Annotated in this window: 22 protein-coding genes; 6 read left to right on the forward strand and 16 right to left on the reverse strand. The window is 35.0% G+C overall.

The annotated features are described in order from the left end of the window. Positions 1–127 precede the first annotated feature (127 nt). Genes pta through ACFQ39_RS10405 form a run of 3 tightly spaced genes read left to right on the forward strand, consistent with a single transcriptional unit; the run spans position 128 to position 3,945 of the window. The gene (pta, locus tag ACFQ39_RS10395) at positions 128–2,221 is read left to right on the forward strand and encodes a phosphate acetyltransferase (protein WP_377178764.1); all 2,094 of its coding nucleotides are present in this window, start codon (positions 128–130) and stop codon (positions 2,219–2,221) included. Between the two features lie 17 nt (positions 2,222–2,238). After that, the gene (locus ACFQ39_RS10400; RefSeq protein WP_377178766.1) at positions 2,239–3,423 is read left to right on the forward strand and encodes an acetate/propionate family kinase; all 1,185 of its coding nucleotides are present in this window, start codon (positions 2,239–2,241) and stop codon (positions 3,421–3,423) included. Between the two features lie 6 nt (positions 3,424–3,429). Next, positions 3,430–3,945 carry a DinB family protein gene (locus tag ACFQ39_RS10405; protein ID WP_377178767.1) on the forward strand — a complete coding sequence of 172 codons (516 nt, stop codon included), beginning with the start codon at positions 3,430–3,432 and terminating at the stop codon, positions 3,943–3,945. Here the strand turns inward: ACFQ39_RS10405 and ACFQ39_RS10410 are convergent. From ACFQ39_RS10410 to ACFQ39_RS10445, 8 genes are all read right to left on the reverse strand, one after another. Next, positions 3,940–4,704, reverse strand: coding sequence for a 3-keto-disaccharide hydrolase (locus tag ACFQ39_RS10410; protein ID WP_377178769.1), 765 nt, complete (start codon positions 4,702–4,704; stop codon positions 3,940–3,942). The genes ACFQ39_RS10405 and ACFQ39_RS10410 overlap by 6 nt on opposite strands. Positions 4,705–4,724: 20 nt before the next feature. Beyond that, positions 4,725–5,474 carry a 3-keto-disaccharide hydrolase gene (locus ACFQ39_RS10415; RefSeq protein ID WP_377178771.1) on the reverse strand — a complete coding sequence of 250 codons (750 nt, stop codon included), beginning with the start codon at positions 5,472–5,474 and terminating at the stop codon, positions 4,725–4,727. Continuing rightward, positions 5,471–6,520, reverse strand: coding sequence for a sugar phosphate isomerase/epimerase family protein (locus tag ACFQ39_RS10420; protein WP_377178773.1), 1,050 nt, complete (start codon positions 6,518–6,520; stop codon positions 5,471–5,473). Before ACFQ39_RS10420 ends, ACFQ39_RS10415 begins: the two co-directional genes overlap by 4 nt. A 3-nt stretch (positions 6,521–6,523) precedes the next feature. Next, on the reverse strand, positions 6,524–7,666 hold the full coding sequence (locus tag ACFQ39_RS10425; RefSeq protein WP_377178775.1) for a Gfo/Idh/MocA family protein: 1,143 nt from the start codon (positions 7,664–7,666) through the stop codon (positions 6,524–6,526). A gap of 88 nt (positions 7,667–7,754) precedes the next feature. Next, the gene (locus tag ACFQ39_RS10430) at positions 7,755–8,555 is read right to left on the reverse strand and encodes a 3-keto-disaccharide hydrolase (protein WP_377178777.1); all 801 of its coding nucleotides are present in this window, start codon (positions 8,553–8,555) and stop codon (positions 7,755–7,757) included. Positions 8,556–8,579: 24 nt separating this feature from the next. Next, positions 8,580–10,067, reverse strand: coding sequence for a Gfo/Idh/MocA family oxidoreductase (locus ACFQ39_RS10435; protein WP_377178779.1), 1,488 nt, complete (start codon positions 10,065–10,067; stop codon positions 8,580–8,582). A 27-nt stretch (positions 10,068–10,094) separates the two neighbouring features. Beyond that, positions 10,095–11,018 (reverse strand): sugar phosphate isomerase/epimerase family protein, encoded by a 924-nt coding sequence (locus ACFQ39_RS10440; protein ID WP_377178781.1) that lies wholly within the window; start codon positions 11,016–11,018, stop codon positions 10,095–10,097. Between the two features lie 93 nt (positions 11,019–11,111). Beyond that, positions 11,112–12,137: a helix-turn-helix transcriptional regulator gene (locus tag ACFQ39_RS10445; protein ID WP_377178783.1), complete on the reverse strand. Its 1,026-nt coding sequence runs from the start codon at positions 12,135–12,137 to the stop codon at positions 11,112–11,114. 154 nt (positions 12,138–12,291) lie between these two features. Here ACFQ39_RS10445 and ACFQ39_RS10450 point away from each other — a divergent pair, with 154 nt between their 5' ends. The 3 genes from ACFQ39_RS10450 to ACFQ39_RS10460 are packed head-to-tail and all read left to right on the forward strand — an operon-like array spanning position 12,292 to position 16,352. Then, positions 12,292–14,016 (forward strand): GMC oxidoreductase, encoded by a 1,725-nt coding sequence (locus ACFQ39_RS10450; RefSeq protein ID WP_377178785.1) that lies wholly within the window; start codon positions 12,292–12,294, stop codon positions 14,014–14,016. Next, entirely contained in the window at positions 14,009–14,632 is a 624-nt protein-coding gene (locus ACFQ39_RS10455) for a gluconate 2-dehydrogenase subunit 3 family protein (RefSeq protein WP_377178787.1), read from the forward strand. The genes ACFQ39_RS10450 and ACFQ39_RS10455 overlap by 8 nt, the downstream gene beginning before the upstream one ends. A 10-nt stretch (positions 14,633–14,642) precedes the next feature. Continuing rightward, entirely contained in the window at positions 14,643–16,352 is a 1,710-nt protein-coding gene (locus ACFQ39_RS10460) for a GMC oxidoreductase (RefSeq protein WP_377178789.1), read from the forward strand. 294 nt (positions 16,353–16,646) lie between these two features. Here the strand turns inward: ACFQ39_RS10460 and ACFQ39_RS10465 are convergent, their stop codons facing one another. From ACFQ39_RS10465 to ACFQ39_RS10500, 8 genes are all read right to left on the reverse strand, one after another. Then, positions 16,647–17,072: a VOC family protein gene (locus ACFQ39_RS10465; protein ID WP_377178791.1), complete on the reverse strand. Its 426-nt coding sequence runs from the start codon at positions 17,070–17,072 to the stop codon at positions 16,647–16,649. Positions 17,073–17,074: 2 nt separating this feature from the next. Further along, positions 17,075–17,539, reverse strand: a complete 465-nt coding sequence (locus tag ACFQ39_RS10470; protein WP_377178793.1) for a DUF1569 domain-containing protein — start codon at positions 17,537–17,539, stop codon at positions 17,075–17,077. A gap of 45 nt (positions 17,540–17,584) precedes the next feature. Beyond that, on the reverse strand, positions 17,585–18,571 hold the full coding sequence (locus ACFQ39_RS10475) for a YitT family protein (protein ID WP_377178795.1): 987 nt from the start codon (positions 18,569–18,571) through the stop codon (positions 17,585–17,587). 143 nt (positions 18,572–18,714) lie between these two features. Next, the gene (locus ACFQ39_RS10480; RefSeq protein WP_377179990.1) at positions 18,715–19,167 is read right to left on the reverse strand and encodes a nucleoside deaminase; all 453 of its coding nucleotides are present in this window, start codon (positions 19,165–19,167) and stop codon (positions 18,715–18,717) included. Positions 19,168–19,304: 137 nt separating this feature from the next. Beyond that, positions 19,305–20,702 (reverse strand): class II fumarate hydratase, encoded by a 1,398-nt coding sequence (gene fumC / locus ACFQ39_RS10485; protein WP_377178797.1) that lies wholly within the window; start codon positions 20,700–20,702, stop codon positions 19,305–19,307. A gap of 160 nt (positions 20,703–20,862) precedes the next feature. Beyond that, a complete protein-coding gene (locus ACFQ39_RS10490; protein WP_377178799.1) occupies positions 20,863–21,783 on the reverse strand; it encodes a YihY/virulence factor BrkB family protein in 921 nt (306 codons plus the stop codon). A gap of 1 nt (position 21,784) precedes the next feature. Next, positions 21,785–22,312, reverse strand: coding sequence for a KdsC family phosphatase (locus ACFQ39_RS10495; protein ID WP_377178801.1), 528 nt, complete (start codon positions 22,310–22,312; stop codon positions 21,785–21,787). Between the two features lie 5 nt (positions 22,313–22,317). Continuing rightward, positions 22,318–23,067 carry a Rossmann-like and DUF2520 domain-containing protein gene (locus ACFQ39_RS10500; RefSeq protein WP_377178803.1) on the reverse strand — a complete coding sequence of 250 codons (750 nt, stop codon included), beginning with the start codon at positions 23,065–23,067 and terminating at the stop codon, positions 22,318–22,320. Positions 23,068–23,130 lie beyond the last annotated feature (63 nt).

Raw genomic sequence — 23,130 nt, forward strand, 5'->3', positions numbered from 1 at the left:
TTATAAATCATATAGCCCATAAAGCTATATAAAATATACGTTTATCCCATTTTGAAATAAAGCCTAAGGTGATATTTGTCAAGTAATATGTTTCATAAATGAGTACTTTTGCTAAAAATTTTAAAAAATGAGTAAAGCCATATATATCGCTACAAGTGAACCCGAAAGTGGTAAATCGATAGTCACCCTAGGTTTGATGCGTACATTGTTGGGAAAAACCAATAAAGTAGCTTATTTCAGACCAATAATTGAGAATACGCCAGATAAAAAAATCGATAACCATATTAATACGGTGCTTACTCATTTTGATTTAGATCTCACGTATGAAGACTGTTATGCAGTGACAGGTGCAGATGTGATTAATAAAAAAGCAAATAATCAAGAAGATGAACTAATCGATACGATAATTTCTAAATATAAAAATCTTGAAGATCGATTTGACTTTATTCTTGTAGAGGGAACAGATTTCTCGGGTGAAGGCTTATTTATAGAATTGGATTTTAACGTATTAATTGCGAAAAACTTAGGTATTCCAACCATCATTGTTTCAAATGGAAAGAATAAAACGATTGATGAAATTATTGGTAATGCACATTTATCATACGATTCTTTTGATGATAAGGAAGTTACCGTACTTGCTTTGGTTGCAAATAAAATTGATCAAGACAGTAGGGAAGAAATTGATCAACGCTTAAAGCAAGTTATTCCTGCTTCTACGCAGGTTTATACCATCCCATTTATACCTTCTTTAGATCATCCAACCATGAAAGAATTGGTTGAAGTTTTGGATGCCAAAGTACTTTTTGGCGAAAGTCATTTAAACAATCAAAGTGGGAGTTTTGCGGTAGGAGCGATGCAGCTTCGAAATTTTTTACGCAATATTTTCGACAACTGTTTAGTGATTACACCAGGAGATAGAGCCGACCTTATTTTAGGAGCTTTACAAGCGAATATATCTAGAAATTATCCAAAAATTTCAGGTATTGTGCTTACAGGGGGTATTCTTCCGGAAGAACCTATCCTAAAATTGATAGAGGGATTAAGCCAAATTGTACCTATTATTTCTGTTCAATCTGGCACATTTGAAACTACCAATAAAATTGGATCGATCAGATCCCATATTTATGCTGAAAACAAGGATAAGATTTATACTTCTCTGGAGTCATTTGAAAAGCATGTAAATGTTGAAGAAATTGCAGAAAAATTTTCAACGTTTAATACGGAAGGAATAACACCAAGGATGTTCCAATATAACTTAGTAGTTAGGGCAAAGAAAAATAAAAAACACATTGTTCTTCCCGAAGGTTCAGATGAAAGAATTTTAAGGGCAGCAATTCGATTGGTTTCGATGCAAATTGTCGAAATTACCCTTTTAGGAAATCAAGAGGAAATTGTAGCCCAAGCAGATAATTTAGGATTACTTCTGGATTTAGAAAAAATTAAAATTATTGATCCTGTACATTCTGACAAATTTGATGATTACGTAGATACACTTTATGAGTTGAGAAAAGGGAAAGTGGCCAATAGAGATATGGCGAAAGATTTGATGTCAGATGTTTCTTATTTCGGTACGATGATGGTTTACAAAGGTCATGCAGATGGCATGGTGTCCGGAGCGGTTCATACAACCCAACACACCATAAGACCAGCATTACAATTTATTAAAACAAAACCAGGAAAAAACATTGTGTCTTCGGTATTTTTTATGTGCTTAGAAGATCGTGTATCAGTTTTCGGTGATTGTGCGATCAATCCTAATCCAACGGCAGAAGAATTGGCTGAAATTGCGCTTTCTTCGGCAGAGTCTAGTAAAGCTTTCGGCATAGAACCAAAGGTTGCGATGCTTTCTTATTCTTCAGGTAATTCTGGTAAGGGTGAGGGTGTAAATAAGGTACGCGAGGCAACTGAAATTGTAAAAAGAAAAAAACCTGATTTAAAAATTGAAGGACCTATTCAATACGACGCTGCCGTTGATATGCAAGTTGGACAAGCAAAAATGCCAAATTCGGAAGTAGCCGGACAAGCAAGTGTTCTTATTTTTCCTGATTTGAATACAGGAAATAATACCTACAAAGCTGTTCAAAGGGAAACCGGTGCATTAGCTATTGGACCGATGTTACAGGGTTTAAATAAACCAGTTAATGATTTGAGCAGAGGTTGTACCGTTGATGATGTATTTAACACAGTTATTATTACGGCTATCCAAGCACAGGGATTTTAATTTAGATAAAAAAAAGTATGAATATATTAGTTATCAATTCAGGAAGTTCATCCATTAAATATCAATTGTTTCAAATGCCCGAAAAAAAGGTCATTTGTAAAGGAATGGTTGAAAGAATTGGAATTGAAAATGGAAAAATCATTTATAAAACAGAAAAACATTCGCACGAAGAAATCTGTGATATTCCTGATCATAAAGTGGGTCTCAACAAAATTGCAGCTTTGCTAATGGATCATAAAGTCGGTGTGATACATTCTGCCGATGAAATCAAGTCAGTTGGTCATAGAGTAGTGCATGGGGGAAATGACTTTTCAGATACTGTTGTTATCGACGAGCAAATAAAGAGCAAGATTAAAGAACTATTTGGTTTAGCACCCTTGCACAATCCTCCAAATTATATTGGCATCGAAGTAGCAGAAAGTATTTTTCCAAATGCTAAACAAATAGCGGTTTTCGACACGGCATTTCACCAAACTATCCCTGAGGTGGCTTATAGATATGCCATTCCTAATAAGTTTTTAGATGAAAATAAAATTCGATTATATGGTTTTCACGGAACTAGTCATAAATATGTCACTGAAAAGGCCATTTCGTATCTTGCAAAAGAACAATCCAAAATAATCACTATTCATCTAGGAAATGGTTGTAGTATGACGGCAGTTAAAAATGGGAAAAGCATTGATCATACGCTAGGTTTTGGTCCGATGAATGGTTTGATTATGGGTACCCGGAGTGGTGATATAGACCAATCTATAATTTTTTACATGATCAATGAATTAGGATACAGCGTCAAAGAAGTAAATCAAGTTTTGCAGAAAGAAAGCGGGATGTTTGGTCTAACTGGTTTTAGTGATTTAAGAGAAATTGAGGCGGAAGCTGAAAACGGGAATCAAGACTGTCAAATGGCTTTACAAATGAATGCTTATCGAATAAAAAAATATATTGGTAGTTACGCAGCAATTTTAAATGGGTTAGATGCTATTGTCTTTACAGCAGGAATTGGAGAGAATTCGGATGTATTGAGGAATCTGGTATGTAAAAACATGGATTTTTTGGGATTAGAATTAGACCAAACATTAAATGCTAAACGTGAAAAAGTAATAAGAGAAATTAACACAACAACTTCGAAAGTTAAGATTTTAATTGTTCCAACAGATGAGGAATTGGAAATTGCCCAACAATCTTATGAAGTGCTTAAATAGTTAATTATGAATGAGATAAATAAAGAAGAATACGCTCCATTTTATTCAGGATATATTGAAAATGCATTAAATAGTGGATTGAGTCTTTTAGATTTATTGAAAGAAAACAAGACAAATACACTTAATTTTTTTAAGCAGATTCCTCGCGCAAAGTATTTATATCAATACGCAGAAAAGAAGTGGACGGTTTTAGAATTATTACAACATTTAATCGATGCAGAACGAGTTTTTGCCTACCGGGCCTTAAGATTTTCACGTGAAGATAAAACCCCTCTTCCTGGTTTTGAAGAAAATGATTATGTAGAAAATTCTAGAGCGAACCAAAGAGATATGGAATCATTGATTAATGAATTTCAAACTGTACGTGATGCCAGTATTTCTTTATTTACTAGTTTTAACGAGAATGACTTCGCAAAAATTGGTTTAGCTAGTGGTAGCAATATGTCTGTGAGAGCTGTTGGTTTTATTATTAGCGGTCATTCAATTCATCATATTAAAATAATACAAGAAAGATATTTATAACTCTTCGATCTGGATATTTCTAAAAGCAACGCCTCCCGCAAAGTCTTGTAAGGAAATCCTTCCTTTTTTAGATTTACCAAAAGCTGCCCAGTCTTTAAATTTAGATTTTGCAATAAGATTTTCCCATGCTTCTCCGTTTACTGGAAATTGATAGAGAATATTGTTATTTAAAGTCACTTCACCAATATTTTTTTTATGATCGATTTTTAGGATAAGGTTGTTCCATTCTCCCAGCGGTTTTGAAAATGATTTTTCGACCGGAACGATACCGAACAACGCACCACTTCTTTTAAATGAATCATTACGATCTGAATGATTTTCATCGTCTAGAATTTGTATTTCCGGACCACTGAGATAGGGTACCGCCAAGCTGTCTACTTCTTGAACTGACCAAAAAACACCACTATTTCCTTGCTTTTCAATTTTCCAATCTAACGACAAGATAAAACTCTCATATTCTTTATCAGTGACGAGATTATTTAGCCCGCTTCGATTTTCAAAATCGGGTTTAAAGACCATCACACCATCAATAATTTTCCAAGAATCAGGAACTGAATCGATTCCATAACCATGCCATCCTCGAAAAGATTTTCCGTCAAAAAGAGCCGTCCAACCAGGATTGGTTTCAACTACAAATAAATCAGTTTTTTCTTGTTTTTGATTTTTACCTTTAAAATATTCAAATGTTTGTTTAAAGCCGAAAAAACCTACTAAAAATGATACAAGTAATAAAATGATCGTTTTTAAATTGATTTTCATACAATTCTTTCTATTTGATTTTATTCATTTAACTTTCTAAGCCAAATATTTCTGTAACTTACTTCGCTGCCATGATCTTGTAATTCTAGCGAATCTTCTCCATGTGCTACTTTTTTTGGTTGGCCTATATACTCTGTAGTACCTTCCAATTCGTAATGATCTTGAACCAAAATTCCGTTATGTAACACGGTTATGGTTCCTTTTTTTATTCGATTGCCTTGAGGGTCAAATTTTGGTGCATGAAAAATTATGTCATAACTATTCCATTCGCCTGTTTTATTAGAAGCCATCGCTAGGGGGATCGATTGTTTATAAATAGATGCTACTTGACCATTTGAATAAGTGTCATTGGAATTATTATCTAACACTTGTACTTCATATCTCTTTTGCAGAAAAACACCGCTATTCCCTCTGTTTTGCCCTGTTTTTTCTAATTCTATGGGAGATTTCCATTCGATATGTAGTTGTACATCACCAAATTTTTCTTTCGTTTGGATACTACCAGTTCCCGGTAAAATAGTCATGCTGCTGTCTGAGTTTAATATCCATTTTGGTCCAGATGCATCTTTGGTACTTTCCCATTTGGATAAACTACTCCCATCCAATAAAACAATGGCATCAGAAGGTGCTCTAGATTCATTAGAAGGAATAACAATGGGTGGTTTTGGGCTCCAAACTTCTGTGTCTTCCGGTTTTGAAGTTGTATTCTCTTGACTAAAAACAGCAGAAAATGTTAGAAAATACATAATAAGTGTGAACTTTTTTTTCATGATAGTCCAAGTAAAGTTTTTAAATCATTTTGATTGCTTCCTGCAAAATCATCAAAGCTTTTCGCTGTTGATTCAATCATCAATTTTTCAATAAATGGAGCCCCTTCTTGTGCACCTTGTTCAGGACTCTTTATACAACATTCCCATTCCATCACTGCCCAGACATCACAATTATACTGGGTTAGTTTAGAAAAAATTTGCTTAAAATCTACTTGTCCATCTCCAGGTGAACGATACCTTCCAGCTCTGTCTATCCATTTTTGGTAGCCACCAAAAGTGCCAGACTTTCCGGTTGGATTGAACTCAGCATCTTTTACATGAAACATTTTAATATGCTCTTTATAGATATCTATATAATCTAAATAGTTAAGTTGCTGTAGCACGAAATGACTAGGGTCATATAAGATATGAACACGTTTGTGATTTCCTGTTGCTTCTAAAAAGCGTTCAAAGGTAATACCATCATGGAGGTCTTCACCCGGATGTATTTCATAGCAAACATCAACACCCATTTTATCAAAATGATTTAAAATAGGTAACCATCTCTTTGCTAACTCCTTAAATCCAAGTTCTACCAATCCATTTGGCGTTTGGGGCCACGGATGAGCTGTGTGCCACAAAAGAGCCCCTGAAAAAGTACCATGAACATTTATACCCAAATTTTTACTTGCTTCTGCGCAATACTTCATTTGCTGAATCGCCCATTCAGTCCTTTTTTTAGGATTATTTCTACAATCAACTGGAGCAAAACCATCAAAAAGCTGATCGTAGGCAGGATGCACAGCTACCAATTGTCCTTGTAAATGAGAAGCCATTTCTACAATTTCTAAATTGGATTGTGCTGCAATTCCTTTTAATTCATCGCAATAGTTTTTGCTTTCTGCCGCTAGTTTTAAGTCGAATAACCTATTTTCCCATGCTGGTAATTGTATTCCCTTGTAGCCAAGTTCGCTAAAATATTTACACATGGGGTCGAGTTGATTTTTCTCAGGGTTAGTTCCCATAAATTGAGCTAAATAAACGGCAGGACCTTTAATTGTTTTCATCTTTTAAATTTTTTTCCAATCACTATTATTTTCGCTACTATTCACACATGCATAAATAAATTGCATCCCGCGAACACCTTCCTTGATACCCGGATAATTAGCAGGACCATTCATTTTTCCATCTAAATATTCATTGAGATGAATTGCGAAATTCTTGTAAATATTTGCAAATGCCTCCAAATATCCTTCAGGATGGCCTGCAGGTATCCTGGAAAAGCTGGAAGCTATTGAACTTGTTGATACACCATTTGGTGTATAGATAGTCTTAGGTTTATCTAACCATCTAGTTACTAACTCATTCGGATTCTCTTGTCGCCAGGTAAAACTACCTTTATCTCCATATACACTAATTGCTAAATTATTTTCTTCACCAAGGGCTATTTGAGAAAAGGATAAACTTCCTTTTGCACCATTTTCTAGTCTAATTAGTACATTTCCATCATCATCTAAAACCCTGTTTTTACCAAATTTACCCAAATCTGCTGCTAACTCTACTATTTTTAATCCGGTGGTAAATTCTACTAAATTGTGGGCATGTGTTCCAATATCTCCCAAAGCTCCTCCAATTCCTGATTTACTTGGGTCTACACGCCATGCGGCTTGCTTTTGCCCTGTATTTTCTAAAGCAGTTGAAAGCCAGCCTTGTAAATACTGAACGACTACCTTACGTATCTGACCGAATTCACCTTCCAATACCATGGCTCTTGCTTGCTGAATCATGGGACTACTTGGGTAATTGTGAGTAAGTACAAAAAGAAGACCACTTGAATTTACAATCCTTTCCAGTGAAAAAGCTTCTTCGAGGGTTAGTGTTAAGGGTTTATCGCATACAACATGAAAACCATTTTGTAGGGCTAATTTTGCAGGCGAAAAATGCATATGGTTTGGTGTAACAATAGCTACAAAGTCCATCCTTTCTGTTGAAGGAAGATTTTTTTCTTTTTCTATCATCTCTTCAAAATTGGCATAGCACCTATTTTCTTGGATATGCAATGCTCTTCCTGATTCTAGTGATCTTTCAGGGGTGCTGCTAAATGCACCACAAACCAAGTCTATGTGCCCGTCTAAGCGAGCTGCAATTCTGTGCACTTCACCAATAAATGAACCTTGACCACCGCCAATCATCCCCATTCTCAATTTTCTCATATTCAGTATTTTTTACTTTTAAAAAAACTCCTTGGAAAGACCAAGGAGTTTCATATTGTAATAATTCGGTAAAAGTTTAAAAAAACAATTAATCGAGTTCCTTGATTTTGATATTTCTAAACCATACATCGTCTCCATGATCTTGTAATCCAATAAGCCCTTTGCTGGCGACGTCAGCCCACTCTGCGTTCAAGGCAGGAAATTTACTGTTTGCTACCATTTCATTCCATTCAGGAGTCCAAAGATGGTATTCGACTACATTTACACCATTTTGCTTATGCACAACGGTTCCTTTATAAACAATTATTTCAATTGAATTCCATTCGTCAAAAGGATTTGCATTTTGCGGTTTTGCAGGGATTAAATCATATAAGGATCCAGCTTGCCTGTTTCCGTCAACTCCTAATTTTGCATCGGGGTGATTTACATTATCAAGTACCTGCATTTCGGGCGCAGTTTTCCAGATAAAATCTAATTCTTCTTGTCCTAAATAAAAAATTCCAGAGTTACCACCTTTAGAAATCTTCCAATCCAATTTTAAATGAAAGTTTTGGAAAACCTTATCATAAATAATATCTCCACCATCTTTAGCTCCGGCTTCGCCACGACCAGATCCTTCACACATAATTGTTCCATCTACAATCTTCCAACCTGCTGGAAAGTGGTCCTTTTTATAACCGCGCCAACCATCTGTACTGGTACCATTAAACAAAAGCATCCAACCATCTTTTTCTTCTTCAGCACTTAATCCATTTAACGGAGCTTCGGCAGAAACGACTTCTTTTACTTCTTCTTTAGGCGCAGTTTCTGTATCAGTATTTTCAGCTTTTTTACAGGCTACTGCAGAAACTAGAAGTATTAAAACAATAACTATTGATATTCTTTTCATTTTTATAATATTTTTAATTTTTTTTTAAACAGGCATATCAGGAAGTTTCCATCCATCGCGGTAATTATGTTTGATCAATTCAGCGGCAAAATCATTTGCGCTTACAGGATCGGTATATTCCTTATCAAAAGTTGGGTGACCATCATGAATTTTAAATTTATCCTTGGTAATGATTTTAATTTGATCATTCGGACTAATATTCGTGAATTTCATATTTTCTCCGTCCCAGTTAAGTGTTTTGTTCAAGGTTTGTAACCTCACAGCTAAAACGCCCATTACGACCATTTCATTAAAAGGACCTGCTTCTTTAAAATCTGAAGAAGTTGGTACTCTATTAGAAGCACTTTCTTTTGCTGCACGAATCCAATCTTGCTCGTGAGAAACATCTATTCTTCTTCTGAATTTTGGAGAATTAGGTTTTCTACCTGATAGTAACCATGGATCTCTTCCATAACAGCCACAAATTATTTTATCTTTGGTTCCATGGAAAATTACGCCACCACCTTGATTATTCATGTCTTTTCCCTCAGGCCAACCAGCTGGTTTATCGGGCTGCAAACCACCGTCATACCATGTAACTTCTACTTCTGGGAGTTTAATTTTCATATTTGAGGTAGGTTTCCTTTCAGGGAAAATAATACTTACTTTCTCTGCATTTGGAGCAGAATCTGCAAGTAATAGGGTAGAGCTACCATTTACTTTGGTTGGGTACCCCAAATTTAATCCAACAAATACAGGATGTAAGATATGACAAGCCATATCACCTAAAGCCCCAGTTCCAAAATCCCACCAACCTCTCCAGTTCCAAGGTGTGTAAATTTCATTGTATGGTCTCATCTTGGCAGGTCCTATAAACAAATCCCAATCTAAAGTACTTGGTGCCGTCATAGCTTCAGGTCTTTCTAAACCTTGTGGCCAAATAGGACGATCTGTAAAAGCTTCTACTTTTGTAACCTCGCCAATTTCACCGTTTGCTAACCATTCTGCCACTAAACTTACTCCTTCTTCGGAAGCTCCTTGGTTACCCATTTGTGTAGCTACCTGATGTTTATCGGCTAATTTGGTTAATAATCGAGATTCATATACAGTGTGGGTTAAAGGTTTTTGCACATATGCATGTTTGCCCATGGCTATAGCTTGGGCAGCAACAATAGCATGGGTGTGATCAGCAGTACTTACCATAACAGCATCAATATCCTTACCCATTTCATCGTACATCTTTCTGAAATCTTTGTATTTTTTTGCTTTTGGATAATGTTTAAAAACACGGTCTGAATATTTCCAGTCTACATCACATAAACCAACAATATTCTCGGTTTCCATGTTTTTAAGATTGGCAAATCCCATACCACCAATACCAATTCCTGCAATGTTGAGTTTGTCGCTTGGAGCAACATGTCCTAGGCCACTAATGGCATATGAGGGAACAATACTAATTCCTGCAGAAGCTGCAAGGGTTTTACTCACAAAATCTCTGCGAGACAGCGTAAAACCTTTCTTTTTATTTGTCATATAGTTAGAGTTTAATAAATATTTAAATTATGATAACTTTTTTCCTACTTTGATCAATAGGTCTCTAGTTAGCTCTATTCCTTTTTCTTCACTCTCTTTCTTTCCTTCATATTCAATTCCAACATATCCTTTATAGCCAACATCCTTCACCATCTTCATTACCTTGTAAAAATCTGTATGAATTTCATCTCCATCTGCATTAAAGTCATTAGACTTAGCACTTACTGCCTTTGCAAAGGGTAGTAATTCTGCCATTCCCTTATAACGGTCATACATTTCTGTGCATTCATCATTTTTACGTGTAATACAGAAGTTTCCAAAATCAGGTAGTGTGCCACAATTACTATTATGTACTTGAGAAAACACTTTTGTCATCCAAGCGCCATCAGAAGAAAAACCACCATGGTTTTCTACTAAAATATTAATATTTGAACCTTTTGCATAGTCGGACAATTTGGTTAAGGAATCAACACTTGCCTTCACTGCTTCATCTCTATCAACTCCACCTCCTAAATTCACCCGTATTGCATGGCATCCTAAGTAATGTGCAGCATCGATCCATTTATGATGGTTCTCTATACCGACTAATCTTTTTTGTGTCTCAGCATCAGCTAGATTACCTTCACCATCGATCATTATCAAAACATTTTGTTGACCTTCATTTTTTGCCCGATTGTTCATTTCGGCTAAATATGCTTTATCCTTTGCTTTATCTTTGAAAAAGGCATTGACATATTCTAATCCTTCACAGCCAAACTGTCGAGACTTTGCTGCAAAATCGAGGTTATCCATTTCTTTTGCGAAAAGAGCATTGTGCAAAGACCATTGCGCCAATGAAATTTTAAAGAAAAGATCATTTTTTTCTGTTGAATCTAAAAAAGAATAAGGAGATATTAGTGAAATTGCGGCCGAAGTCTGTGCAGATTTTATTAAAAACTGTCTTCTTTTCATATTTTGAGTTGTTGAAAAAATAATTCTGAAGGGAAATGTACGGAAAGTAGTTGTCTTTTCTGTTTATTTTAATTCATTGAAAAAAATTAAACATTAAATCGTTAATTCATCCATCACTCTTTCTCGGAACTCCTGAGGGGTACATTTTTCATGTTTTTTAAAAACAGTTGAAAAATATTGGCTTGTTGAAAAGCCACATTTATATGCTATATCTGTGATTGATTGCTTTTTATGATACAATAATGAGTATTTAGACAATTCTAATCGCTTCATCATCAAATATCTCATTGGTGTAAGATTGGTTAGTTGTTTGCAATGGTGTGTGAAACGGGTAGTTCCCATACCAGCAGAATCTGCCATTTTTTCTATCGTCCAATCTTCAAATAAATTGCTATCTAATTCGTTAAGAAAGTGTTTAACACTATGTAAACTATCTGTTAACGATTCATTTAGATCAATATCTTGTCTGTCAATTAAATCTAAAAGCAAATGCAATAATTCATTAATTAATATTCTTACCATTGAAGCATTGCTGCCGTTTTTGTCGGCATCCACAGTCTGACCGATCCGTAAAAAGCAATTCCGAATTTTTTTATTTCCGTCCCAAACACTTCTGTTATTGTGGCGCAATAATTTGGTTAACTTTTCTAGATCTTCTGGAGTTAGAATAATCCAATCTGGCCATTTCCATTTTTCATGAGGCCTTCTAATTCCAACGTCTAAAATGACCCAATAGAATTTACCCATATTTATTTTAGGATTTCCAACTTTGTGTATTTCCCAAGGACGAGTAATTGTTAATTGGTTAGGAGATAAGATGGTATGTTTGTTCTCTTGACTATAGGGCATGGTGCCAGATTCTAAAAAATGAATTTCTACACCCTCATTTCTATGCCAGTCTAATCCCCAATCTTGCGGTTCATTGGCATCCCAATAGCCTACGCTATTAAGTCCAAAAGTTTGTTCGGTTAATCTTCTGCCAGGATAAGTAAACCTAGCAAGTGCATTGAATTTTACCTTATTTCTTGATACAGCATCAATTAAGGGTAGACAAGTGTCAGCATGATACTCAATTTCATTATCAATATAAGGTTGTATGGATTGTGTAGGATATTTCATTGAAATAAATTGAACAAGCTAAATGGTGTGTTTTCTCTATTTTTAAAAACGGTTAACAATTTATAAAAAATAATATATATATTGTGACAATTTCGTTAAAATTAAACGACCTAAACCGAACCTACTATTAGTAATTGAATTTCGATATTTTTTTATGATTGAAAATATTACCACGCTTGAAAATGAAATATATGACGCCATCGTAATTGGCACAGGAATATCTGGAGGTTGGGCAGCTAAAGAGCTTTGTGAAAATGGCCTTAAAACCCTTGTTTTAGAAAGAGGTAGAATGATTGAGCATATAAAAGATTATCCTACAATGTATATGGACCCTTGGGATTTTGATTTAAGAGAGCAAAGTACCCCGGAAGAAAATAAAAGACAAGAAAAACAAGCGAGAACTGGTTATGTAACTAAACCTGAAAGTAAACATTGGTTTGTTGATGATTTAAAGCACCCCTATGGAGAAACAAAGCGATTAGATTGGATTAGAGGCTATCATGTTGGAGGGAGGTCGATAACTTGGGGGCGGCAAAGTTATAGATTAAGCGACATTGATTTTGAAGCAAATAAGCTGGATGGTTATGGAGTAGATTGGCCTATTAGATACCAGGATATTGCCCCTTGGTATGATAAAGTAGAAGAATTTATTGGTGTTTCAGGTGAAAATTTAGGATTACCTCAGTTACCTGATGGCAAGTTTACACCGCCTATGGACTTGACTTGTGCAGAAAAGATTTTAAAGGAAGGGATTGAATCAAATTTTGAAAATAGATTTCTTACCATTGGTCGAACGGCTAATATTACCGGTGATGGAAAATTCGAGGGTAGGGCAAAATGCCAGTATAGAAACAGGTGCATTCGTGGTTGCCCGTTTGGTGGGTATTTTAGTAGTAATGCCTCAACACTCCCAGCTGCGCAGAGAACAGGGAAAATGACCTTGAGACCAAATTCTATTGTCTATGAAATTGTTTATGACGACAAACAAAAATTAGCTACGGGTGTAAAAGTAATCGATGCTGAGACAAAAGAAAAGATCGAATTTAAAGCTAAGATCATTTTTTGTTGCGCATCTACAATGCCCACAACACAAATTTTATTGCAATCAAAATCGAACCGATTTCCTGATGGAATGGGTAATGATTCAGGAGAACTTGGCCATAATATTATGGATCATCATTTAGGTGCCGGTGCAAGCGCAATAATAGATAATCTTGATGATTCCTATTTCAAGGGAAGACGACCAAACGGGTTTTATATTCCTAGGTTTCAAAATCTCGATAAAAAGTCAGAAAAGAAAGATTTCATAAGAGGTTATGGTTACCAAGGTGGATCTAGCCGTTCAGATTGGACAAGAGCAGTTGCAGAAATGAGTTTTGGTATAGAACTAAAAGAAAAATTGCTAAAGCCTGGAAAATGGAGTATTGGAATGGGTGGTTTTGGAGAAGTATTGCCCTATCATGACAATATGGTGACACTGAACTATGATACCCTAGACGAATGGGGATTGCCCATTTTGCAGTTTGACGCGGAATTAAAGGAGAATGAATTTAGAATGAGAGAAGATATGGTGACACAAGCAGTTGCCATGATGAAAGCTGCAGGCTTTAAAAATGTAAAAGGTTATAATGATGATTGTTATTTAGGAATTGGTATCCATGAAATGGGAACTGCTCGTATGGGTAATGATCCTAAAACTTCGGTTCTAAATAAACACAATCAGTTGCATTCGGTCTTAAATGTCTATGTTACGGATGGAGCTTGTATGACCTCTGCGGGTTGTCAGAATCCTTCACTAACTTATATGGCCTTATCCGCGAGGGCAGCAAATCACGCCGCGGAATTTATAAAAATGTTAAAAATAGATCATAATGGATAGAAGAACAGCATTAAAAAACATAACCCTAGGTTTGGGTTATGTAGCAACTACTTCAAGCATGTTAAGTGTCCTGAATTCATGTAAAGAACAAAACCCTGCATGGAAAGCTTCTTTTTTAACACCTGATGAACAAAGTATGGTCAGCCATTTGGTTGATATTATTTTACCTAAGGATGATTTGCCAGGAGCTCTAGATGTTAATGTTCCCCAGTTTATTGATAAAATGCTAGATGCGGTTGAAACCAAAGAGAATCAGCAGTTATTCAGATCTGGTGGAGAGATATTTGGGCAATTATTAGAGAACAAGGCAGGAAAGAAAAAATCTAATGCAAACAGAACTGATATAGAGTCGATTTTTAAAGAATTGTTTACAATAAATGAAGTAGAGCAAGAAAGAATAAAATCATTAACAAATAAAAAAGTAGCAGAAGTTGCTGAGACGGACAAAGAAAATTATTTATTGTACAGCTTTCTTATGAAAATAAGGTATTACACTTTGTTTGGCTATTATACTTCTGAGAAAGTGGGTGAAGAAATATTGAGTTACGATCCTGTTCCCGGCGTGTTTCAAGGATGTATTCCTTTGAGTGATGTGGGTAATGCTTGGTCTCTTTAAATCATAAAAAATGGCAGATTTACAAAAAACAAAATTCGATGCAATAGTCATTGGTTCAGGTATATCAGGAGGTTGGGCAGCAAAAGAATTATGTGAAAACGGATTAAAGACGTTGGTTTTGGAGCGCGGAAGAATGGTAAAACATATTGAGGATTATCCAACTATGAATATGGATCCCTGGGATTTTGATTACCGCGGAGCGCAAAATACTAAGTCTACAGAGAATCAGGAAAAGCAAAAAAGGTTTTGGAATGGTGCACTTGTAAAACCGGAAAGCAAACATTTTTTTGTAGATGATCTCAAACATCCTTACAATGAACCAAAAAGGTTTGATTGGATTAGAGGTTATCAAGTAGGAGGAAGATCGCTGGTGTGGGGTAGACAGTCTTATCGTTTAAGTGATTTGGATTTCGAAGCAAATTTAAATGACGGGCATGGTGTGGATTGGCCTGTTAGATATGCAGATATAGCACCTTGGTATGATAAAGTTGAAGAATTTATAGGAGTCTCAGGAGAAAAATTGGGTTTAGATCATTTACCAGATGGGAAGTTTACACCTCCGATGGAATTAAATTGTGCAGAACTTGAGCTCCAAAAGAAAATTAAAGAAAATTTTAACGACAGGTTATTAACTATTGGCAGGGTAGCTAATAAGACGGGAGATAATGTACTTGAAGGTAGGTCGAATTGCCAGAACAGAAATAGATGCATTCGAGGTTGTCCCTATGGAGGCTATTTTAGCAGTAATAGTTCTACAATTCCTGCTGCGCAAAAAACAGGTAATTTAACTATAAGACCAGATTCTGTTGCCTATGAAATTGTTTATGATGATAAACTAAAGAGGGCAACAGGTGTAAAAATAAGAGATGCAAAAACTAAAGAAGAGTTGTTTTTTGAAGGGAAAATTATTTTTTGCTGTGCTTCTGCCTTGGCTTCTGCCGGAATTTTAATGCATTCTAAATCAGAACGGTTTCCTAACGGTTTGGGGAACGATTCTGGTGAACTTGGACACAATATTATGGACCACCAGTTGGGTTCAGGAGCATCTGCATCCGTTGATGGCTTTGAAAATAAATATTATAAAGGTAGAAGGGCAAATGGTTTTTACATTCCGAGATTTGTGAATATGCCAGGATCTAAGTCAAAAAAAGATTTTATTCGCGGATATGGATATCAGGGTGGAGCAAACAGGTCAAATTGGCAGCGCTCTGTGGCCGAATTTAATTACGGTAAGGATCTCAAAAATGAATTGTTAAAACCCGGAAAGTGGGGAATTGGTTTAGGTGGTTTCGGGGAATGTTTACCCTACCATGACAATAAAATGTCATTAAATTACGATAAGTTAGACGAGTGGGGATTGCCAACGTTTGATTTAGATGTTGAGTTTAAAGAAAACGAAATAAGAATGCGTGAAGACATCCAGAAAGAAGCCTACGCTATGTTAAAAGCTGCAGGTTTTACAAACGTACAAACTTATGATAGTAAAGATTCTTTTTATCCCGGAAATGGCATTCATGAAATGGGAACCGCAAGGATGGGAAGAGATCCAAAAACCTCTATTTTAAACGAAAATAACCAGATTCATTCTGTCCCTAATGTGTATGTTACAGATGGCGCCTTTATGACATCTTCCGCTTGTCAAAATCCATCTCTTACCTATATGGCTTTTACTGCAAGAGCGGCAAATCACGCGAAAGATTTCATTAAAAGAATAGATTAATAATTATTTTCAAATATTTTTAATTTGTAAAGTTTTCTTATTTATTTTTGTTGTTTCGATAATAAAACAGGTTTATTAAACGTTATTTTTTAAATTAAAAATTGCAGAAAATGGGTAAATCTTATCGCGAGAAACCGGAGTCTTCTGAAAAAAGCAAGAAGAAAAGTAAGCAATTAAGTACTAAAAAGTACAAGACGAACTTGCAATCTGCTGAGTTGGAATACGAGTTATATTTAAACCGTATGAAACTATCCAGTCAGGGTTTCTAAAAAATCAAAACAACCTGTTTGGAATTTATTTTTCAAACAGGTTTTTTATGTCTTTGAATGCCTTAAATTCTAATGCATTTCCCTCAGGATCTAGAAAAAACATGGTGCCTTGTTCTCCAATTTCACCTTTGAATCGAACATAAGGTTCAATGACAAAATGGATTTCTTTTTTTCTTAAATCCAAAGCAAGATTTTCCCAATCTTGCCAATCTAAAACAACACCAAAATGTGGAACGGGAACATGATGGCCATCCACAGGATTGGTTAATCTTTTTTTGATGTCTTCAGAAATATCAGCTTTGTGAATTACGAGCTGATGTCCAAAAAAATTAAAATCAACCCATATATCCGTGCTTCTGCCTTCTGGACAAGACAAAATATCTCGATAAAATTTTCTCATCAATTCCAAATTCTTAACCGGAATTGCCAAATGAAAAGGATTAATAGTCATATTTATTTATCTTTTACTATTCCAAATTGATTTAAATGATGATCCAAATGTTTTCCAAACATTCTATTCCATTCTTGGGCGGTAAGTTTACCGAAAGAATGCGACTCTTTCCCTTCAAAAAAATCTTTTCCCAGATCTGCTGTTTTTTCAATGTTCGTAATCAATTTAGCTTTTTCTGATTCAAAATTTACTTGCTCTACTATTTTAAATTCTTTAGAAGTTGGACTACCTTGTTTATAAGGTTTATCATTCACGATAAACGGTTTTAAAAGCGTTCGAAGTATAAAAACTTTTAATGCATTGGGCTTAGGATATTTATCGGTATAAATCATATCGTAAGCTACATTGCAGTGAGCCAGCATTTGTGCAACATTCATTTTACCCCATTCTGGCTTACTATCTTTATTTAATTTATTAATGCGCTCTATGGTAGAATGCACATCCTTTTTTGAAAACACATCGATCATTGAATTAAGTTTTGTTTAAAACAAGATAGTAAAAAAAGCTATACATTATTCGTGTTCATTTAGCGGTCTTCTCTTAATCATTCCTCCTTTAAGATCTTTTACACTGTCCATCACAATAAAGGCGTTCATATCAATTTTCTGGACTTCGGTTTGCAATTTTGCTATTTCCAAACGAGTTGTGACCGTATAAATTATATCAATTTCATTTAAATTTTCACCGCGTTTACCAAATCCTCTTTTACCTTTAAAAATAGTTACTCCTTTTCGCATATCAACTGTAAGCATTTCTCTAATCTCATCGCTATGGGTAGAAATAATTGTAACGCCAATGTATTCTTCCACACCTTCAATAATGAAATCTACAGTTTTTGAAGCAGCCAAATATGTTAGAATTGAATAAAGCGCAGTTTCAATAGAGAGTAAATATGCTGCAGTTAAGAAAATGAAAATGTTAAAAACTAATATTAAATCGCCTATGGTTAGGCCTATTTTTCTATTAAGATAAACTGCCAAAACCTCGGTGCCATCTAGTACGCTTCCACCTCTTACAGCTAATCCAATTCCTGCACCTAAGAAAAAACCTCCAAAAATTGCTACTAAAAGTTTATCAGAAGTGATAATAGGATATTGTATTGTTGCCAGTGCTAAGGCTAAGCCGAGTATTGCAAAGACGCTTCGGATTGCAAAACTTCTACTTATCTGGAAATAACCCAAAACGATAAATGGCGCATTGATTATAATTATAAGATAATATAAAGGTATTCCAGTTGTTGCATTGATTAACAAAGAAATTCCTGTTACACCGCCGTCGATAAAACCATTTGAGAGTAAAAATCCGGTAAGTCCGAAACTAGCGCAAATTACCCCGAGAAAAATAAAAAGCGTATCTCGAATAAAATGAAGTATGGTTACCCTAAATTTTAATGCCTGTTTGGCTATCAAATAATCACTTATTTGTGCCGAACTTTGAGCACCCAAAGTTTTTCTCAACCTCTTGATCAGGAAATCTTTATATAATTGTTTCTTCTCCATATGGATCAATCAATTGATATGTGTAATTTATAGGATAATGCTTGTATAATTATAAAGAAATTCTCTTTTACTAGGAATTAAACTTCATGTTCAATATTTAATTGTATTTCAAAAAAATAAAAGACCTTTAATTCACCATTGTATCAATATGGTTTTTTAAAATTATTGTTTTCCCAAATCTCGAACAATTTTATGGATTCTAATCTGGAAATTTGTTGGAAAGGAATTTTTCTACTATTTACATCTATATCAAGTTCTTTATAAATAAACTGATCGTCAAATCCGATTTTTGCCGCGTCTTCTTTTTGAGATGCATAGAATACTTTTTGGGGTCTAGCCCAATAAATGGCACCTAAACACATAGGGCAAGGTTCGCAAGTAGTATAAATAATGCATTCGGTTAATTGAAAATCGTTAAGATGAGAACAGGCATCTCTAATGGCAACAACTTCTGCATGTGCAGTAGGATCATTGTTACTCCTTACTTTATTATTGCCTCTACCAATCACCTGACCTTCTTTTACTACGATACAACCAAACGGACCACCTTCTTCATTTTCCATTCCCTCTTTGGCTAAATTGATAGCCATCGACATAAATTTTTCATGTTCATCGACAGGAAGATCATTTTGCTGAAACTTTTTTGAAGCTTCATCCAAAAATTTTTTGTTAAATGAATTGCACATAGAGAAAGAGAAAAAGAGTGTCCGAGAATATCGGACACTCGATTAAATTATTTTAGGCTTCCAACCATATCCTCCGGTCTTACCCAGGCATCAAATTCTTCGGGCGTAACGTATCCGAGATTTATAGCTTCTTCTTTTAGAGTAGTTCCATTAGTATGAGCTGTGTTCGCAATTTCAGCTGCTTTGTAGTAACCAATTTTCGTATTTAATGCGGTTACAAGCATCAAAGAATTATCGAGTAATTCTTTAATTCTTTTGTGATTAGGTTCGATCCCTTGAGCACAGTGTTCATCAAAAGAAACACAAGCATCACCTAACAATTCTGCACTTTGTAAGAAATTATAGGCCATTACGGGTTTAAAAACATTCAATTCATAATGACCCTGAGTTCCGGCTATGGTAATAGCCACGTCGTTACCCATTACTTGAGCACAAACCATGGTCATGGCTTCAGATTGCGTGGGATTAACCTTTCCCGGCATAATTGAAGACCCCGGTTCATTTGCAGGGATGATAATTTCACCGATACCACTTCTAGGCCCTGAAGCTAACATTCTGATATCGTTTGCAATTTTATTTAAGGATACAGCTAATTGTTTTAGAGCTCCATGACTTTCAACAATTGCATCATGAGAGGCCAAAGCTTCAAATTTGTTTTCAGCTGTTCTAAAAGGTAAGCCGGTCAATTCTGCAATTTTTTTAGCTACGAGTACGTCATAGCCTTTTGGAGTATTTAATCCGGTTCCCACAGCTGTACCTCCTAAGGCCAATTCTGCTAAATGATCTAAGGTATTATTCAAAGCTTTCAGTCCGTGATCTAGTTGAGATACATATCCGCTAAATTCTTGACCCAAAGTTAGGGGAGTGGCATCCATCAGGTGGGTTCTTCCAATTTTCACCACATCTTTAAATTCGATAGATTTTTTATACAAGGTATCTCTTAATTGTTTCACCCTAGGAATGGTTTTTTCAACAATCATTTTATAGCAAGCAATGTGCATCCCAGTTGGGAAGGTATCATTTGACGATTGAGATTTATTTACATCATCGTTTGGTGATAAAACTTTTTTATCTGTACCTAATTTTTCACCTGCCAACTCTTCAGCTCTATGAGCTATAACTTCGTTGGCATTCATATTACTTTGTGTACCACTACCTGTTTGCCAAATTACCAAGGGAAAATGATCATCTAATTTTCCTTCTATAATTTCATCACAAACTTTCGAGATTAGGTCTTTTTTTGTATTGTCTAAAACTCCCAATTCAGCATTTGCCATAGCGGCCGCCTTTTTCAAGTAAGCAAAAGCAACTATAATTTCTTTTGGCATTGATGCATTAGGACCAATTTTAAAATTGTTCCTCGATCTCTCTGTTTGTGCACCCCAATATTTGTCTGCCGGTACTTTTACCTCTCCTATGGTATCCTTTTCTATTCTATATTTCATGGTAATGATTTTAAAAAATTTTACACAAATTTACGAAAAGCCCAAGGTTTTAAGGTCTTGAAACAAGATTTTTGTCGGCTTTATTTACTTAAACGATTGATTTTATTTCTAAAGTCCAAAATTGAAAAAAGGCTTTGAAAATGAGACTATTATGATTTAATTATTGACTTTTTTCTTCGTGTAATTTGATGATGGTTGTATTTAATTCAAAACCCAAAAGCAGAATTATAGAATTGAGGTAAATAAAGAGCATGATGACCAATACTGTACCGATAGATCCATATAGCTTGTTGTATTGGGCAAATTTTTCAATATAAATTCCGAATATTTCAAAGTTTAGGATAAACAATAGGGTTGTTAAAATAGTCCCTGGAGAAAAAAAAGCAAGTTGTCTTCCTTCTCTTGTTCCAAAATAAAAAAGTATTGAAAAACTGATCAGGATAATCATTACAAGAATAAGCAAACGAATTATTCGCATCCAAAACACAGTATCTAGAACTATTCCATTTGCTGTTAAATCATTCAAAAATATTTCAAAAAATATCAATCCGGCAACTGAAATGATAAGAACAACAGCTAATATCAAAGTGATGATCAATGAAACAAAATATTGTCTCAAAATAGTCCTTGTTTCGATATTGTGATAGGTGTATTCAAAACTATTTAAAATGGCGTTTACCCCATTTGTCATTAAGAACATCGATAGGAAGAAACCAAAAGAAAGCAATTCGGCGTACTTGTTATTGGCAATATCATTAAGCACATAGGCAATTGCTTCTTTAGAGCTTTGTGAGGGTGTGAAATTGAAAATGAGTTCCATAAAATCCTCTTGAAAATCAGGAATAGGAACAAAGGGAATTAAAGTTAATATAAACAGGGCAAATGGGAAAAGAGCTATAAAAAAGCTAAAAGCAATACTTCCGGCCCTTGTAGTAAGCGTTCCTTTTATAATTCCTGTGATGTACATTTCTAAAATTTCATAGACCGACATTCCTTCGAAACCGGGTAGTCTAATTCGTTCTAAAAAATTTATGATCCAGCGTAAAACAGGAATTTTATGTAAACCATCTTTTGAAGACATTTTAAAAATATTTGGCATCAAAACTTGTATGCCACTTGTCTTGAACTTTTAACACTTGCTCAATCACATCGCGTGCGCAGCCCTTGCCACCTTTTTTTTGTGAAACGTATTTTGAAATATGCTTAATCTCCGGTACAGCATCATTGGGACAAGCGGCGAGTCCTACCAACTCCATTACTGGTAAATCAGGAATATCATCTCCCATAAATAGCACGTTGTCAGGGTTAATATCATATAATTCTATATATTCTCGATATTGTTCTAATTTTTGATGTGCCCCCAAGTAAATGTCGGTAATACCCAAACCTCTCAATCTACTTTTTACTCCCTCATTCGTACCACCCGATATAACACAAACCCTGTATCCCATTTCTACAGCAGTTTTAAGGGCAAAACCATCTTTTGTATTCATTGTTCTTACAAGCTCACCATTAGGGAAAATGGTTACAGAGCCATCGGTTAAAACTCCATCAACATCAAAAATGAATGTATCTATGTTGGTCATGATTTCTTTATAATTCTTCTCCATTATTTTTATGAATATGTTTTTATGATAGACTTAGTAATCACTTGGTATATTTCTTTTTCAGTTTGGTATAGTTGTTTGAGATGTTTAGCAATTACTTTTTGATCATTCCGTCTGGCTGGTCCTGTTTGCGCTTGAATAGGGCTCAAATGATTAAGTTTTTTTACAGTCTCCAAAAGTAAAGGTTTTAAAATATCGAACGAAAAATTATTTTCTTCTGACAGATCATTGGCTATTTTAAACATATGATTGCTAAAATTATTGGCAAATACCGCTGCCAAATGGAGCTTTTCTCTTTGATTGCTATTTATTTCATAGACATTTTTGGAAATGGAATTGGCAAACTTCTTGAGTAATTCTAGATCTCTTTTATTTTCGGCTTCTAGGCAAAAGGGAATATTGATGTATTCCAATAATTCATTTTTCGAGAAGGTTTGAACAGGATAACAGACACCTTTCCCAGATTTGCATTGCAATTCATTTAGGGCCATACTACCCGAAGTGTGTGCAACAAGACCTGAAACTTCTAATTTTTTTGAGAAACTTGAAATCTCATCATCATTAATGGCAATCAAGTATAGATCTGCTTGCATTAATTCTGATAAATTTTTTGTAAATGGAATTTCAGAATTGAAGAATTCTTGATTTCTCAGACTTCTGGCATAGCGCTGAATTAAATGAACTTCATTTGCAGCATACATTGCCTTAGCCATATGAACAGCGACATTTCCTGCGCCAATTAAAACAACAGTAATCATAAGGCGAAGATAGCCAAAAGATAGTTGAGATAAATGGTCAATCTTTAAAATTGACCAAATGAA

This window comes from Namhaeicola litoreus, from assembly GCF_042679565.1.
Classification (GTDB): Bacteria; Bacteroidota; Bacteroidia; order Flavobacteriales; family Flavobacteriaceae; genus Namhaeicola; species Namhaeicola litoreus.

Excerpts from the sequence above, each read along its gene's own strand:
- pta (WP_377178764.1), top strand. The coding sequence starts at position 128 with ATGAGTAAAGCCATATATATCGCTACAAGTGAACCCGAAAGTGGTAAA.
- ACFQ39_RS10400 (WP_377178766.1), top strand. The coding sequence starts at position 2,239 with ATGAATATATTAGTTATCAATTCAGGAAGTTCATCCATTAAATATCAA.
- ACFQ39_RS10405 (WP_377178767.1), top strand. The coding sequence starts at position 3,430 with ATGAATGAGATAAATAAAGAAGAATACGCTCCATTTTATTCAGGATAT.
- ACFQ39_RS10410 (WP_377178769.1), bottom strand. The coding sequence starts at position 4,704 with ATGAAAATCAATTTAAAAACGATCATTTTATTACTTGTATCATTTTTA.
- ACFQ39_RS10415 (WP_377178771.1), bottom strand. The coding sequence starts at position 5,474 with ATGAAAAAAAAGTTCACACTTATTATGTATTTTCTAACATTTTCTGCT.
- ACFQ39_RS10420 (WP_377178773.1), bottom strand. The coding sequence starts at position 6,520 with ATGAAAACAATTAAAGGTCCTGCCGTTTATTTAGCTCAATTTATGGGA.
- ACFQ39_RS10425 (WP_377178775.1), bottom strand. The coding sequence starts at position 7,666 with ATGAGAAAATTGAGAATGGGGATGATTGGCGGTGGTCAAGGTTCATTT.
- ACFQ39_RS10430 (WP_377178777.1), bottom strand. The coding sequence starts at position 8,555 with ATGAAAAGAATATCAATAGTTATTGTTTTAATACTTCTAGTTTCTGCA.
- ACFQ39_RS10435 (WP_377178779.1), bottom strand. The coding sequence starts at position 10,067 with ATGACAAATAAAAAGAAAGGTTTTACGCTGTCTCGCAGAGATTTTGTG.
- ACFQ39_RS10440 (WP_377178781.1), bottom strand. The coding sequence starts at position 11,018 with ATGAAAAGAAGACAGTTTTTAATAAAATCTGCACAGACTTCGGCCGCA.
- ACFQ39_RS10445 (WP_377178783.1), bottom strand. The coding sequence starts at position 12,137 with ATGAAATATCCTACACAATCCATACAACCTTATATTGATAATGAAATT.
- ACFQ39_RS10450 (WP_377178785.1), top strand. The coding sequence starts at position 12,292 with ATGATTGAAAATATTACCACGCTTGAAAATGAAATATATGACGCCATC.
- ACFQ39_RS10455 (WP_377178787.1), top strand. The coding sequence starts at position 14,009 with ATGGATAGAAGAACAGCATTAAAAAACATAACCCTAGGTTTGGGTTAT.
- ACFQ39_RS10460 (WP_377178789.1), top strand. The coding sequence starts at position 14,643 with ATGGCAGATTTACAAAAAACAAAATTCGATGCAATAGTCATTGGTTCA.
- ACFQ39_RS10465 (WP_377178791.1), bottom strand. The coding sequence starts at position 17,072 with ATGACTATTAATCCTTTTCATTTGGCAATTCCGGTTAAGAATTTGGAA.
- ACFQ39_RS10470 (WP_377178793.1), bottom strand. The coding sequence starts at position 17,539 with ATGATCGATGTGTTTTCAAAAAAGGATGTGCATTCTACCATAGAGCGC.
- ACFQ39_RS10475 (WP_377178795.1), bottom strand. The coding sequence starts at position 18,571 with ATGGAGAAGAAACAATTATATAAAGATTTCCTGATCAAGAGGTTGAGA.
- ACFQ39_RS10480 (WP_377179990.1), bottom strand. The coding sequence starts at position 19,167 with ATGTCGATGGCTATCAATTTAGCCAAAGAGGGAATGGAAAATGAAGAA.
- fumC (WP_377178797.1), bottom strand. The coding sequence starts at position 20,702 with ATGAAATATAGAATAGAAAAGGATACCATAGGAGAGGTAAAAGTACCG.
- ACFQ39_RS10490 (WP_377178799.1), bottom strand. The coding sequence starts at position 21,783 with ATGTCTTCAAAAGATGGTTTACATAAAATTCCTGTTTTACGCTGGATC.
- ACFQ39_RS10495 (WP_377178801.1), bottom strand. The coding sequence starts at position 22,312 with ATGGAGAAGAATTATAAAGAAATCATGACCAACATAGATACATTCATT.
- ACFQ39_RS10500 (WP_377178803.1), bottom strand. The coding sequence starts at position 23,067 with ATGATTACTGTTGTTTTAATTGGCGCAGGAAATGTCGCTGTTCATATG.